General features: G+C 37.7%; 10 protein-coding genes. 5 read left to right on the top strand and 5 right to left on the bottom strand.

Annotated features, from left to right (window positions below):
* Positions 1-24: 24 nt before the first annotated feature.
* The gene (xylR, locus tag J7E63_RS23495; RefSeq protein ID WP_251033702.1) at positions 25-1197 is read right to left on the bottom strand and encodes a transcriptional repressor XylR; all 1173 of its coding nucleotides are present in this window, start codon (positions 1195-1197) and stop codon (positions 25-27) included.
* A 229-nt stretch (positions 1198-1426) separates the two neighbouring features.
* Between xylR and xylA the strand changes: the two genes are divergently transcribed.
* From xylA to J7E63_RS23475, 4 genes are all read left to right on the top strand, one after another.
* A complete protein-coding gene (gene xylA / locus J7E63_RS23490) occupies positions 1427-2758 on the top strand; it encodes a xylose isomerase (RefSeq protein WP_215016950.1) in 1332 nt (443 codons plus the stop codon).
* Between the two features lie 342 nt (positions 2759-3100).
* Complete coding sequence (gene xylE / locus J7E63_RS23485; protein WP_215017103.1) at positions 3101-4489, top strand: D-xylose transporter XylE; 1389 nt, start codon at positions 3101-3103, stop codon at positions 4487-4489.
* A 154-nt stretch (positions 4490-4643) separates the two neighbouring features.
* Positions 4644-6146: a xylulokinase gene (xylB, locus tag J7E63_RS23480; protein ID WP_215016948.1), complete on the top strand. Its 1503-nt coding sequence runs from the start codon at positions 4644-4646 to the stop codon at positions 6144-6146.
* A 12-nt stretch (positions 6147-6158) separates the two neighbouring features.
* Positions 6159-7190 carry an aldose epimerase family protein gene (locus J7E63_RS23475; RefSeq protein WP_215017101.1) on the top strand — a complete coding sequence of 344 codons (1032 nt, stop codon included), beginning with the start codon at positions 6159-6161 and terminating at the stop codon, positions 7188-7190.
* A 230-nt stretch (positions 7191-7420) separates the two neighbouring features.
* On the opposite strand, the gene J7E63_RS23470 is transcribed toward J7E63_RS23475, so the two are convergent.
* The 4 genes from J7E63_RS23470 to J7E63_RS23455 all read right to left on the bottom strand — a co-directional run bounded on the left by J7E63_RS23470 (position 7421) and on the right by J7E63_RS23455 (position 12595).
* Complete coding sequence (locus J7E63_RS23470) at positions 7421-8659, bottom strand: Ger(x)C family spore germination protein (protein ID WP_215016946.1); 1239 nt, start codon at positions 8657-8659, stop codon at positions 7421-7423.
* The gene (locus J7E63_RS23465; RefSeq protein ID WP_215016944.1) at positions 8634-9743 is read right to left on the bottom strand and encodes a GerAB/ArcD/ProY family transporter; all 1110 of its coding nucleotides are present in this window, start codon (positions 9741-9743) and stop codon (positions 8634-8636) included. The genes J7E63_RS23470 and J7E63_RS23465 overlap by 26 nt, the downstream gene beginning before the upstream one ends.
* Positions 9744-9751: 8 nt before the next feature.
* Positions 9752-11296 (bottom strand): spore germination protein, encoded by a 1545-nt coding sequence (locus J7E63_RS23460; protein ID WP_215016942.1) that lies wholly within the window; start codon positions 11294-11296, stop codon positions 9752-9754.
* A 396-nt stretch (positions 11297-11692) separates the two neighbouring features.
* Positions 11693-12595 (bottom strand): VanW family protein, encoded by a 903-nt coding sequence (locus tag J7E63_RS23455; RefSeq protein ID WP_215016940.1) that lies wholly within the window; start codon positions 12593-12595, stop codon positions 11693-11695.
* Positions 12596-12761: 166 nt separating this feature from the next.
* Here J7E63_RS23455 and J7E63_RS23450 point away from each other — a divergent pair, with 166 nt between their 5' ends.
* Positions 12762-13664, top strand: coding sequence for a DMT family transporter (locus J7E63_RS23450; protein WP_215016938.1), 903 nt, complete (start codon positions 12762-12764; stop codon positions 13662-13664).
* The last annotated feature ends 65 nt before the right edge of the window (positions 13665-13729 follow it).

Raw genomic sequence — 13729 nt, 5'->3', positions numbered from 1 at the left:
ACCTGGCGAAATTGCCATACAATTTTACGATGTAAACTTTTCTAAGAAATGTTCAATAGCAATCGAGGATGTCCCTAATGCGGGAGCATTTTTTCCTAAGGAAGATAATAATAACTCATGACTGTTATTAAGTTTGTCATTACTTCTTGATAAAATAGAATTTCGAATCGAATTCAACACCATAGGCAGAGCTTCAACAATGTCGTTTCGGATAATGACCGCTTGCGGGTTAAATGTATTTAAGATACTTGTTAATCCAATCCCAAGGTAGAAGCCGAAATTTTGTAATGCCATTAATATATCCGGATCATTTTGGTTTGCTAGATTAATTAGTTCCTGATAGGAAGTGATGGTATCGTTATTCTGAAAAGTATGTAGTAATGCTTTTTCAGAGGCGTATAATTCCCAGCACCCTCGGTTTCCACAACTGCATTTGAGCCCATTAAAATCGATAGTCAGATGGCCCATTTCTCCGGCAAACCCATTAACCCCTCGATATAAATCATTATTAATAACAATTCCGATCCCGATTCCAGTTCCCACGCTAACGTAGATTATGTTTTCATAATTTTTAGCTGCCCCAAATACTTTTTCTCCATAGGCGCCTGCATTGGCTTCATTTTCAATAAAAGCTGGTACCTGAAATTCCTGTTCGATGAGCGTCTTTAAGTCAAGTTCGTAATTCCAGTCGATATTTGGGGTGAAAATGACCTTTTGATCGGTATTGACAAGACCTGGGATACATAAACCAATGCCAATCAATCCGTAAGGGGAATCTGGCATTTGCTTGATGAGATCCTCAATCATTGAAAATAAAACGTCTTTGTTCTTATCAAGAGAAGGATTTTCTAGATGCTGATATTGGTCCCGGACAATGTTTCCTTTTAAATCCGTTAAGATGCCATTTATAGAATCTACACCGATATCAATCCCAATGGAATAACCAGCATTCTTATTAAAAACGAGCATGACAGGCTTTCTTCCACCGCTAGATTGCCCCTGTCCGATTTCAAAAATAAGATTCTTTTCCATTAGCGTATTAACTTGGGAAGAAACAGTCGATTTATTTAAACCTGTTATTTCAGATAATCTTGCCCTCGAAATAGGCGAATTGGAAACGATTTCATTTAATAGTACCTTTTGATTCATTTTTTTGACTAACATTTGATCTGCAATAATCACAAGTTTGCACCCCATTTGTATAATGCATAAATTAAGTTCCGAGAATTTTATAGTAGTATATTCCCATTATAAATCAATTTTTAGCGAAAATATACATAAAATTTTCAAAAAAACTATTGATTAAAGCGTTAAATTTTTATAAGATGTAATCAAGTTAGTTTATCCAAACAACAAACTAACACAAATATACATCTAATGAAGCTACATAGTTTTGAATTTCATTTTATTTCAGGAGGGAAAAAACATGGCTCAAACACAGACGAATACCTATTTTGGAAGCGTAAACAAGGTGGCTTATGAAGGAAAGGATTCTAAAAATCCATTAGCATTCAAGTATTACAACCCTGAGGAAGTCATTGGCGGCAAAACTATGAAGGACATTTTACGTTTTTCAGTTGCTTACTGGCACACCTTTACTGCGGATGGATCTGATCCTTTTGGTGCCGCTACAATGGAAAGACCATGGAATCACTTCACTGGGATGGATTTAGCAAAAGCAAGAGTAGAAGCTTCATTTGAACTATTTGAAAAGCTTGGCGTACCATTTTTCGCTTTCCATGATCGCGATGTTGCACCGGAAGGCAGAACCTTAAGTGAAACAAATAAAAATTTAGATATCATTGTGGAAATGATTAAAGATTACATGAAAACTAGTAATACAAAACTATTGTGGAATACAGCTAACATGTTTACTAATCCACGTTTCGTGCATGGTGCTGCCACTTCTTGTAATGCTGACGTATTTGCCTATGCAGCAGCACAAGTGAAGAAAGGCTTAGAAACTGCAAAACTACTTGGCGCAGAAAACTATGTATTCTGGGGCGGACGTGAAGGTTATGAAACATTATTAAATACAGACTTAAAACTTGAGCTTGATAACTTAGCAAGATTCTTGCATATGGCCGTTGATTATGCGAAGGAAATCGGCTTTATAGGTCAATTCTTAATTGAGCCAAAACCAAAAGAGCCTACCACCCACCAATATGATACAGATGCAGCAACAACAATTGCTTTCTTAAGACAATACGGTTTAGAGAATTACTTTAAATTAAATCTTGAAGCAAACCACGCAACACTTGCTGGACATACATTTGAGCATGAATTACGTGTGGCAAGAACAAGCGGACTACTAGGTTCTGTAGATGCAAACCAAGGAAATCCTTTACTTGGCTGGGATACCGATGAATTCCCAACAGATTTATATTCTACAACCCTAGCAATGTATGAAATTCTGCAAAATGGTGGTCTTGGTCGCGGCGGCTTAAACTTTGATGCCAAGGTAAGAAGAACATCCTTTGAAGTTGAAGATCTAGTCCATGCGCATGTAGCTGGAATGGATGCCTTTGCAAGAGGTTTGAAAGTAGCTAATAAATTAATTGAAGATCGCGTTTTTGAAGATGTTATTGCCGCACGTTACAGCAGCTTTACGAAAGGCATTGGCCTGGACATTGTTCAAGGCAGAGCCAACTTCCACACACTTGAGACATATGCTCTTAATAATGACACAATTAAAAATGTTTCTGGTAAAACGGAACGCTTAAAAGCTGTTTTAAACCAATATCTTTTAGAAGTTTAAAAAATTAAGCCTTCTCTTCTAAATGGACCCGTCAACTGAAGAAAGTCAATGTTGTTGCGGGTCCATTTTTTTGAAAACCATTTAACTGAAGTAATTACCTAGTTTTTCATTTCATCCAAAATAAAAGGAGGATAAAGACAGATTTTAGGTGTTGAGCTTTTATCTACTTTATATATTGGCTGTGTTAAAGGTCATTGTTGATTTTTTTAGCAAGTTGATTGGAGCGGAAATCAACAGCCTAGTTTAACAGAGCCTATATGTTAAACAACTTGAAAGCGCTGTTATTATTAAAGAATGGTAGAATCTTATTTTCCTAAAATGAAACTGTCTTTAAACATTACGATGGAGCAAAAAAAGAACTCGCTTTATCTTTTTGGAATTACCCTGGTAGCTGCCATTGGCGGCTTGCTTTTCGGATATGATACAGCCGTTATTTCTGGTGCGGAGGAATCAATAAAAATTTATCTGATTGATAGTCTGAACTTAGGGGCATTTATTCATGGGGCAACGATTTCAAGTGCACTGATTGGTTGTATTATCGGCGGTTTCATTTCAGGACTTTTTGCCTCGAAATTCGGCCGAAAGAATTCTCTCATTATTGCTTCGATCTTTTTCCTAGTTTCGTCACTAGGGGCTGCCTATCCTGAATTTTTATTTTTCACCAAAGGGGAACCAACCATCGGATTGTTAATTGCCTTTAACCTTTATCGGATATTAGGTGGAATTGGTGTTGGATTGGCTTCAGCCGTTTGCCCGATGTATATTGGGGAAATAGCCCCTGCAAATATCCGCGGCCGGTTGGTTTCCTTTAACCAATTTATGATCATCCTTGGTATGCTTGTTGCTTATTTCGTTAACTTCTCGATTTCGAGCGGCGAAAGTCAAGCATGGGTAAATGATATTGGCTGGAGATACATGTTTGCATCGTGTGGTGTACCAGCTCTAATGTTTGGGTTATTCTTACTGATGGTTCCTGAAACACCTCGCTATTTATCCTTGAAAAATCAAGATGATAAAGCACTTGCGATTCTCGCAAAAATTAATGGATCATCAGCAGCAAAAACGATTTTGCAACAAATCAAACAAACGGTCGATGCTTCTTCAGAGAAACTATTTACTTACGGAAAAGCCGTTATCGTTATTGGAATCTTACTTTCTGTGTTTCAACAGTTTGTTGGAATCAATGTTGCCTTGTATTATGCACCAAGGATTTTTGAAAGCATGGGAGCAGGAAAAGATGCTTCGATGTTACAAACAACAGTTATGGGATTAATCAACGTTGTTTTTACCCTTGTAGCGATTATGACTGTAGATAAATGGGGCCGTAGACCATTATTAATCATAGGTTCTGTTGGTATGGCTATCGGTATGTTTGGTGTTTCTAGTTTGGCTTATTTTGATGTCATCGGAGTAAGTACTTTAATCTTCATTATCGTTTATACTGCTTCCTTTATGATGTCATGGGGTCCAATCTGCTGGGTATTGATTTCTGAAATTTTTCCGAATAATATCCGTGGGCGCGCTGTTGCAATTGCGGTTGCGGCGCAATGGGCAGCGAACTATCTAATTTCCTCCACGTATCCAATGATGATGGAATATAGTGGCGCTGTAACCTATGGGTTTTACGGATTAATGAGTGTTCTTTCTGCCATTTTTGTTTGGAAGTTTGTACCTGAAACCAAAGGCAAGACATTAGAGGAAATGGAAGGAAGTTGGAAAAAAACCGCATGATAAATATAGGTCGCTATCCTTTATAACAAACATGGAGGGTAGCGTTTATTTTTAACAATATAGAAAAAGTTGGTAATTTTGTCCTCAAGAGGACTTTTTCAACATCAAAGTAAGTTTACTAATATACAACTCTATAAAAAGTGAGGAGATCAACATGAAATATGTAATTGGAGTAGATTTAGGGACTAGCTCTGTGAAAGTGCTTCTCGTTGACCAAGAAGGCACCGTCAATTATTCGGTTTCAAAAGACTACCCGTTAATCCAGCAGCAGCCAGGATATAGTGAACAAAATCCCGAAGATTGGGTAGAACAAACAATTGCAGCATTACAGCAGTTAGTAACTGAATCCAACATACACCCCGACGATATTGAGGGTCTTAGTTTTTCCGGCCAAATGCATGGGTTGGTTTTGCTGGACAAAAATCATCAAGTAATCAGAAATGCGATTCTATGGAACGACACAAGAACCACCCCGCAATGCAAGAAAATTGATCAGCAACTAGGCGGCAAGCTGCTTGAAATTACCAAAAACCCTGCTCTAGAGGGCTTTACTTTTCCAAAAATTCTTTGGGTAAAAGAGAATGAACCCGAAAATCTGCAAAAAACAAGCGTCTTTCTTCTTCCAAAGGATTATCTCCGCTATCGTTTAACTGGAAAAATAAACATGGATTACTCAGATGCAGCAGGTACGCTGATGCTTGATGTCGTCAACAAATCATGGAGTGCAGATATTCTTCGCACCTTTGAAATCCCTGCTACACTTTGTCCTCCTTTAGTGGAAACAGAAGATTTTGTTGCTACGATTTTGCCAGAGATTGCTGAGTTAACTGGTTTATCTTCATCGACTAAAGTGTTTGCAGGTGGAGCAGACAATGCTTGTGGCGCAATCGGAGCAGGTATTTTATCCGAAGGAACGGCCCTTTGCAGTATCGGAACATCCGGTGTGTTCCTTTCATATGAGAACGATAAAAACAAAAATTACGGGGGAAAGGTTCATCTTTTCAATCATGGACAAAAAGACTCCTACTATACCATGGGTGTCACGCTTGCAGCTGGCTATAGCTTAACCTGGTTTAAGGACACCTTCGCCAAGGACCAATCATTCGACAGTCTTCTAGACGAGGCCGCACAATCCACAATCGGTGCAAACGGTCTAGTCTTTACTCCATTCCTAGTAGGTGAACGCACACCCTATGCGGATGCAAAAATCAGAGGAACTTTTACTGGAATTGACGGCTCCCACAACAAAGGTGACTTTACTCGAGCGGTCATCGAAGGGATTGTTTTCTCGATTAATGAGAGTGTCGAAATCTTCCGCAATTATGGCAAGACCATTGATACCGTTATTTCTATAGGCGGCGGTGCGAAGAGTGAATTATGGCTTCAAATACAAGCAGATGTCTTTAACGCCAGAGTCGTGAAGCTACAAAATGAACAAGGACCTGGTATGGGGGCTGCGATGATTGCTGCAGCTGGATTGAATTGGTTCTCCTCTCTTCAAGAATGTGCAGAGGTCTTCATTAAAGCCGATAAGGTATATGAACCAAAACCAGAAAACGTCCAGCGCTATAAGGAATTCTATCAAGTGTACAAAGATATATATCCGCATACTGTTGCGATGAATCATCAATTATTTGATCTTCGAAATGGGAATTAAAGAGGGATTATGATGAACCTAACTGAATCTGTTTTTGGTACCTTGCATGGAAGAAAGGTCAAATCTTATACCATTACAAATGCGAATGGGATGGAATTAACCTGTATTGACTATGGATGTATTATTACGGAAATTAATGTTCCAGATAGTCAAGGAAATTTAGAGAATGTCGTGTTAGGTTTTGACACTTTACAAGAGTATATCGATCACTCCCCTTTTTTCGGTTGTGTGATTGGCAGGAATGCCGGCCGGATGAAAAAGGCGTCCTTCGAAATAGATGGAGAGTGCTATAACTTGTCCAAAAATGATGGAAAAAACAATCTTCATGGCGGACCGAATGGGTTTCATAACGTTATTTGGGATTCTACTGTTGAGAACAAAGAAAATGAAGTGAATATCATCTTTTCCTATACAAGTCCTGATATGGAAGAAGGCTTTCCAGGCAATCTTTATGTTACCGTCATCTATACGTTCAACGAGGATAATGAGTTATTGATTACCTACAAGGCTGTTTCTGATAAGAAAACAATCGTCAATTTAACTAATCATTCTTATTTTAATTTAAGCGGTAATTTAAAAAGAACTATTCTTGATCATGAGTTAAAGTTAAAAAGCGATGCATTCTTAGAACTAAATGCCTCCCTTCTTCCAACTGGCAAGGTTATCCCTGTGGATGGGACAGTATTTGATTTTAGAGAAGGTCAAAAGGTAGCTCGAGGAATTGAATCTGACCATCCGCAAACGGAAATAGTTGGTGGCGGGTTTGACCACCCCTTCCTCCTTAGTGCTCAGAATCATAAGCAAATCAGTTTATATGATCGGGAAAGCGGTCGGAAACTAGAAATTGAGACAGAAGAGCCCGCTGTTGTCTTTTATACTGGCAATATGTTAGGGAATGATTTTTCGATCAGAGAAAAACAGGCGGAAAAGCATTTAGGCTTATGTCTTGAAACACAGAAACCACCTGGTGACCACAATTTCCCTTCCTTAATAGTAGAAAAAGATCAAGTTTACACATCCAAGACAAAATACATTTTTCATTAGGAACACAGCGGCGCAAGCCCCAACCGCCAATTAAAATACGGACAGTGCCTGACACTGTTCGCCTTTTATAATATCGAGAAGAAAGGCAGGATGATCATACAAATGGTGAGGAAAAAAACGGCCACTGCACTCATCTTTTGTTTTCCCTTCCAGAGTGAGACAGCAAATCCCATAGTATATATAGTAATACTAAAAAGACTAACGTAAATAAATAGGCTCATCCTCATTCCCTACCTTTTAGTTGGTTTTGCTTGTTTCCCATAATCAATAATTTCAATACTTGGGTGCACCCTTATGTCCGCATTTGGGTACGATTTTCGCCAATTGAATTTTTTAAATTCCTGAATGGTTCCAAAATACCTTCGAGCATACATGGATAAGGGAAATGGTGGACCTTTTAATTTAGTTTGGGTTTTTTTTAATAACCTTTCATCTACTTTTTTGAAATGATGTGCTATTTGTTTTTTGATTATTTGCTGGTTTTTTTTCTCGATATAGTTGGTCATTGATGGGTTTGACAGAATTTCAATCTTTAATGGTATCATTATGTCAATCTTTAGCCTGACGCCCTTCACGTTCATTTTTACTTTATTACTTTTTGTTTTTAAGATTCTTGCTGCGAACTGTTTATGATTATTTGAAAAAGGATCTGGTATATCCATCAATATATCTTTAATATTCGTTGTGTCATCAAGAATATTAATCGTGCGTGTTTCTTGACCGTTTAATTTCCCTATCATCACTCCATTCCTGAAGACTGCGGACCCAATAAATTGTGTATCATCAAGCTCGCCTGTTGCATTCAATTGCCCTGCGATGTATTCATCTTCGCTTTTTATTTTAGGATTCTTTGCCCTTTCAGCTGTTGTGTACATCGCCAAAAAGTTGTCAGTCTCTCTTTCCAATGTGGTAAAAAAGCGGAATAGAGTAGAATCTGGAATGAAACCATTGTCAATCCCGTGATTGACCATAAATTGAAAGTACTTATGTGGCCTTGTTTCCATTTTTGGACGATTATTTACAAAATACTCACTTGCCTTTTCTTTCGATACTGCTAAATAACTACTCAAGCGAATCTCTTTATCTTTTACGACGTCGTAAAAGATTGTAATAAAATTTTTGTCTTTTGCAAATTCCTCGGAAACCACAATAATCTTTAATAGTTCATAACTAATATCACGGGAGATGATGGCATTGCCTGTCGCTTTTGCCGCAATGAAATCATTGGCATCAAACGAGACAATTTCTCGCGGCTTTTCTGTTGAACCGCCGCCCCCTTGCATAGTCCCTACTTCGGGATTGGCAAGTAACATGGTGACTTTGATTTTTCCGTCTTGTTTGGAGTGATCTAATCCTAGTCCGATCACATAGGCTTTATCTTCAAGTTCCTCACGATCCCAACAGCCTGTTAATGTGCTAACAATGACTAGAAGCAATAATAATTTACATACTGTTGCTGTTTTTTGCATGCTTAAATTCTCCTTTTACCAATGCGACCAACCATAAAATGATTGGAATGGTGATAAACGCAGATCCAGAAGCATATGAAATAATCGGTTTAATACCTAGACTGACCTCAATAGCTGATTCTGGAATGGATCCAATCAATAAATAAAGCGTCGCAAGTGATGGAATCAGGAATTCAAAGTCTTTAATTTTAAATAGATGACCAAACATAAGGGCATTGATGTACAAAAATGCCGTGAAACGAATAAATGCCGCCAGTAACCATATGACGAAAAAGACGATTTCGATATTCGGAATAAAAGTTCCCAGTGAAATAAAACGAATGGCTGTATGGAATGGATAACCAATTCCTTGTAATGATGTATCTAACAAACAGATGTAAACCATAATAGCAACACTCAATTGGAAGCAGACATAAACTAAGGCAATCCATGTTCCTTTTCGAAATTCTTTGCTTGATTTGATGTAAGGTGTAATCATGGCAAACAGAAGAAGTTCAGAAAAAAGGGATAGATTAAGTGTGCCTTGCTTCAAAATTTCCAGTTTTCCAGAACCCCAAATTGGGAAAAGGGATTGAATACTGCTTTCTTGAGTACTTAAAAATAAGGCAAGATACAAGGAAAGTACTGCATAAAAAATGATAAGATAGGCAACCGAACCGATATGCTGAATTCCTTTTTTCGCCCCATAGGTACAAACGGCCATTAACAGGGCATAGATAATTACGTTAGGTGTTGTTGGAAAATAAAACGTCTTAATGATATTTGTATATGTTCTTGAATCGAACGAAATCCCAAATGAGTTGATGACAAATATCAGAAGGCACACAAAAAACCCAATATATCGTCCGAGTAATTTTTGAATAACCGAAAACAGATTTTTGTCTTGAAACAATGACATAGTCTTTATTAATAAAAAGAGCGGGATAAAAGCGATTCCAGCTGTTATGATTGGGATCATCCATGCTGCGTTTTGGACCTGATTATACAGTTTAGCAGGTGTGTCTTCACTTGCTTTCGCACCCACCATTAAAATAACGATGGACACATATTCACGAATACCAAGCTTTCCAGGTTGCTGCTTCATATGATTTTTTATCCCTTTCTTTGTTTGACCATATCCTTTGGTTTTACATACCCTGGGCGAAACCTTTCTTTAAAGGGAACATGACGGATAAGTAAGTCCTTTGACGAGGAGGAATGTGGCGTCATGGGTGCAAAGTAAGGAGTGCCAAATGATTTTAAGGAAACTAAATAAAAGAGTCCAAGGATAAATAAAGAAGTGGCTCCATAAATACCGAGAAAGCCAGCTGCAAAGATAAACAAAAAGCGAGTGATCCGGATAGCAAAATTCATGCTCACATCACTGATAATAAAAGAGCTTAAGCCACTTAAGGCAATAACTATGATAACAATTGGACTAATAATATTGGCTTGAACAGCGGCTTGGCCTAAAATTAATGCACCGACAATCCCAATCGTTGGGCCAATTGGGGATGGCACACGTAATCCGGCTTCTCGAATAAGTTCAAAAGCAATTTCCATCATTAAAATTTCAATAATAGATGGAAAAGGGACTCGTTCCCTAGTTCCAGCAATGGCCATTAATAAATCAGGCGGGATCATCCCTACATGATAATTTGTAATCGCAATATAAATAGGAGAGGCAAAAACGGCGACAAATAAAGCTTGAAATCGCAAAATCCTGATAAAGTTACCATATGGTGTACGTAGGTAATGATCTTCCGGTGAATGGAACAATGCCCAAAAGGTACAAGGCAGTACAAGACAGCTTGGTGAATTTGACATTAACAAAATAACGTGACCTTCTTCAATGAATGAAGCTGCTCGGTCAGGTCGTTCCGTATATAATATCGTTGGAAATAATGACCTCGGTCGTTCCTCTAGGTATTGCTCTAAAATACTTAAATCGAGAATCCTATCGGTTTCGAGCGAAGATAACTTATCTTTTATGGTTTGAAGTAGTTCATCATTTGCCAGGTCCTTTTGATAGACAAGAAACACATCGTTTCTTGATCGCTTTGTAATTATCTTAGTTTCCACGATAAGATTTTCATTTTTAATCTTTTTACGGATTAAGGCAATATTGTCAACTACCTTTTCGTTAAAAGCTTCTTTTGCTCCTTTTACAATCACTTCATTATCTGATTTTTCAATGGAACGGCCTCGAGTTTTCGTGGTTTCAAATAAATAGCATTGAGAATCACCTTCCACAAAGAGTGCTGTGATTCCACCACAAATGAACTCAGTAATTTCTTCTATATTGGTGGACGCCTTTGCCATTGGGTATGAAATAATATCTGGAATCTTTACTGAAGGTTGCTCGTTTCCCAATAATTTTTCCAATATGCTTTCTTTAATATGCTCTAAGTCGACCATTGTACTTATGAAAATGATAAAGGCACGGCGATTTAGGGCACGAATGGTAAACTCCCTTACCTTGACATCCGTATTTTTAGGAAAGCTGAAAATGGACTTAAATGTCGCTAAATTTTGATCATAATTGCTGCTAATATCTTGTTTTTTTAAATCAATCTCCTGTGAGTTGGACTTTTCCTGAAATTGTGGTTCCGTATTTAGCTTCTTAAAAAGCGGCTTTAAGATCCTTTTCTTCAACATGAACCACCCCCAATTTTTATTTAGTTTTCCATTTTTAGGGGTCTTTATGTACGAATGGCAGGAACAACCTTACTTTGTTTTCACAGTTGTTCAGGAGGTAAAATAGGAGGGTCTAGTTTGATTTTTCGATTTAGAGATATTTTTGAAATGACAGAAGAGAATTCTGCCAACCTTTTGATTTCATACTTTCCTGAATCCACTCATGATAGACAAGATAGCTACTGTCAAAATGGCTCCACTATTACACTTCTTCATAATCTTTACGTCTCCTTTTTAAGCTGAAAGGAATTTTACCCTATAGTATTCACCCACCCTGTCGCAAAAAATAACTGCCTATCACTCAAGATCAAGAGACAGGCAGCTTTCGTTTAATAATATTTATATTACCCCGTAACCTTACTTGGGTAGGTGATTTTGATCATAAGGAAGGTGTGGCACTTTTTTAGGAGTATAGTTAATGACATCTGAAGAATATATCTCGATGGTTAACTTGTTTCCTACCGTTTTTGATTGTATTAGAATTGGTTGATTGTAATTATTTTTAAAAACAAAATCTGGTCCATTCCAACTAACGGTGGCATCCCGCCCAGGTGGAATGTATGTTACCTTTCTGCTGTGTGAGGAACGCTGAGTAACTTCTAATCCGGCATTATCTACTGCATTAAATAGGGTAGATGATACCTGACAGATTCCACCGCCAATATCTTTTGCTAATTCTCCCCTTAGGATCACTGGTGCAGGCAAGTATCCTTTTCCTGCTGTTCTTTTTCCAACAACTTTATTAAAGGAAAATATTTCACCTGGGAAAAGAACAAAATTATTAATAGCCTCGGTTGCAAGATAAATGTTATTGGTTCGTCCTTTGTTAGACGTGTTGAAGGATGTTACATATTTTCCGATTTTTTCATTTTGAATATTTCCAAGTAATTCACTGTCAACTCTAGGATAAATGGCAAGTAAGGGGACCTCTATTTTAGATGAACCATTGTTAAAATAATAAGAAAAAACTTTTTCTGTGAACCTTTGACGATATAAGCGATAACCAACATGTTCGGGTATAATTTTTCCGGACTCATCTTTCATTGCATTTTTAGGCATTTTAGAAACATGTTTGTCAATTTGATCCATACATTTTTTTAACTTTTCTGTATTAATAATAGGTAATCCAGGTAAGTTAATCGAAAAGTCAGTACAATTAACAACCGAGAAAGGGTGCCCGTTGTTAGTGATTAATAAACTGTCTGGCATATTCACTTGTTGAGATAAAAATAATAGCCCAAATAACCATGTAAAATTCATTTCTAGGATGCCTCCTTTCATTTAATATGAATTGAAATCATCCATTTCATACAATTTACGGTATTCAAGTTTATAACAAAGTAAGGTATGATTTTAAGATGCCCCTGCTGCAACAGCAGTTGGATCAGTCATTTGGTATTTAGATAAAGAACTAGGGGGGATCAACATGAAAGGGAAAATGAGACTCATCCTAACGATGCTCATTTTTGGAAGCATCGGGGTTTTTGTAAAAAAGATTGAGCTGTCTTCAAGTGAAATAGCGTTTTTAAGAGGAGTCATCGGAAGTCTATTCCTTCTTATTGCTAGTTTCCTTGTCAAACATAAGCCATCTTATCAAGTGTTAAAAGAAAATGCGCTTCTTCTTCTATTATCAGGGGCTGCGATTGGACTTAATTGGATTTTTTTATTTGAGGCTTATCGGTATACGACGATATCTAATGCCACCATTAGCTATTACTTTGCACCGATATTTGTGATGATCCTAGCACCATGGTTACTGAAAGAAAAACTAACAAGTGTGAAGGTTATTTGCATCGCAATGGCAATGATTGGTCTATTTTTAATCGTTAATCCTGGAGCTGGCGGTACAAGCGGTTCGCCGAACAACACCCTCGGTATTTTCTATGGCCTTTTAGCGGCCGCATTTTATGCAAGTGTAGTCTTAATGAACAAATTCATCAAAAATTTATCTGGTTTCGAAATCACATTAGTGCAATTAATGGCAGGCGCCTTGGTTCTGTTTCCCTATGTACTGTGGCAGGGTAATCTAGACTTGGGTCGTTTAAACCCAACTTCGATTATTTTTATCTTGATCCTTGGTATCGTGCATACGGGTTTTGCTTATTTTTTATACTTTACTTCTCTCCAAGAACTCAAGGGGCAAACGATTGCTGTTCTTAGCTACATTGATCCGATTTCAGCCGTGATTATTGCCGCAATTTTCTTAAACGAGGGCATGACATGGATTCAAATGATTGGCGGCGGCCTGGTTCTGGGCTCCACTTTCTTAAGTGAAAAACTCGAATTAAACGTTGCCAAAAAAGGGCAAACTCCCACAACTACACCGTAATGGAAGTCTGATCCCACCTCCATTACAAATGGTTTTTTTGGTTATTTCACTTCATTTAGAAATAA

This window comes from Bacillus sp. ISL-75, from assembly GCF_018613095.1.
The sequence above is the reverse complement of the archived record's forward strand: the minus strand, read 5'-3'. Positions and strand labels throughout refer to the sequence as shown.

Bases quoted from the DNA above. Each gene is read 5' to 3' on its own strand.
- xylR (WP_251033702.1), bottom strand. From the start codon at position 1,197: ATGGGGTGCAAACTTGTGATTATTGCAGATCAAATGTTAGTCAAAAAA.
- xylA (WP_215016950.1), top strand. From the start codon at position 1,427: ATGGCTCAAACACAGACGAATACCTATTTTGGAAGCGTAAACAAGGTG.
- xylE (WP_215017103.1), top strand. From the start codon at position 3,101: ATGGAGCAAAAAAAGAACTCGCTTTATCTTTTTGGAATTACCCTGGTA.
- xylB (WP_215016948.1), top strand. From the start codon at position 4,644: ATGAAATATGTAATTGGAGTAGATTTAGGGACTAGCTCTGTGAAAGTG.
- J7E63_RS23475 (WP_215017101.1), top strand. From the start codon at position 6,159: ATGAACCTAACTGAATCTGTTTTTGGTACCTTGCATGGAAGAAAGGTC.
- J7E63_RS23470 (WP_215016946.1), bottom strand. From the start codon at position 8,659: ATGCAAAAAACAGCAACAGTATGTAAATTATTATTGCTTCTAGTCATT.
- J7E63_RS23465 (WP_215016944.1), bottom strand. From the start codon at position 9,743: ATGAAGCAGCAACCTGGAAAGCTTGGTATTCGTGAATATGTGTCCATC.
- J7E63_RS23460 (WP_215016942.1), bottom strand. From the start codon at position 11,296: ATGTTGAAGAAAAGGATCTTAAAGCCGCTTTTTAAGAAGCTAAATACG.
- J7E63_RS23455 (WP_215016940.1), bottom strand. From the start codon at position 12,595: ATGAATTTTACATGGTTATTTGGGCTATTATTTTTATCTCAACAAGTG.
- J7E63_RS23450 (WP_215016938.1), top strand. From the start codon at position 12,762: ATGAAAGGGAAAATGAGACTCATCCTAACGATGCTCATTTTTGGAAGC.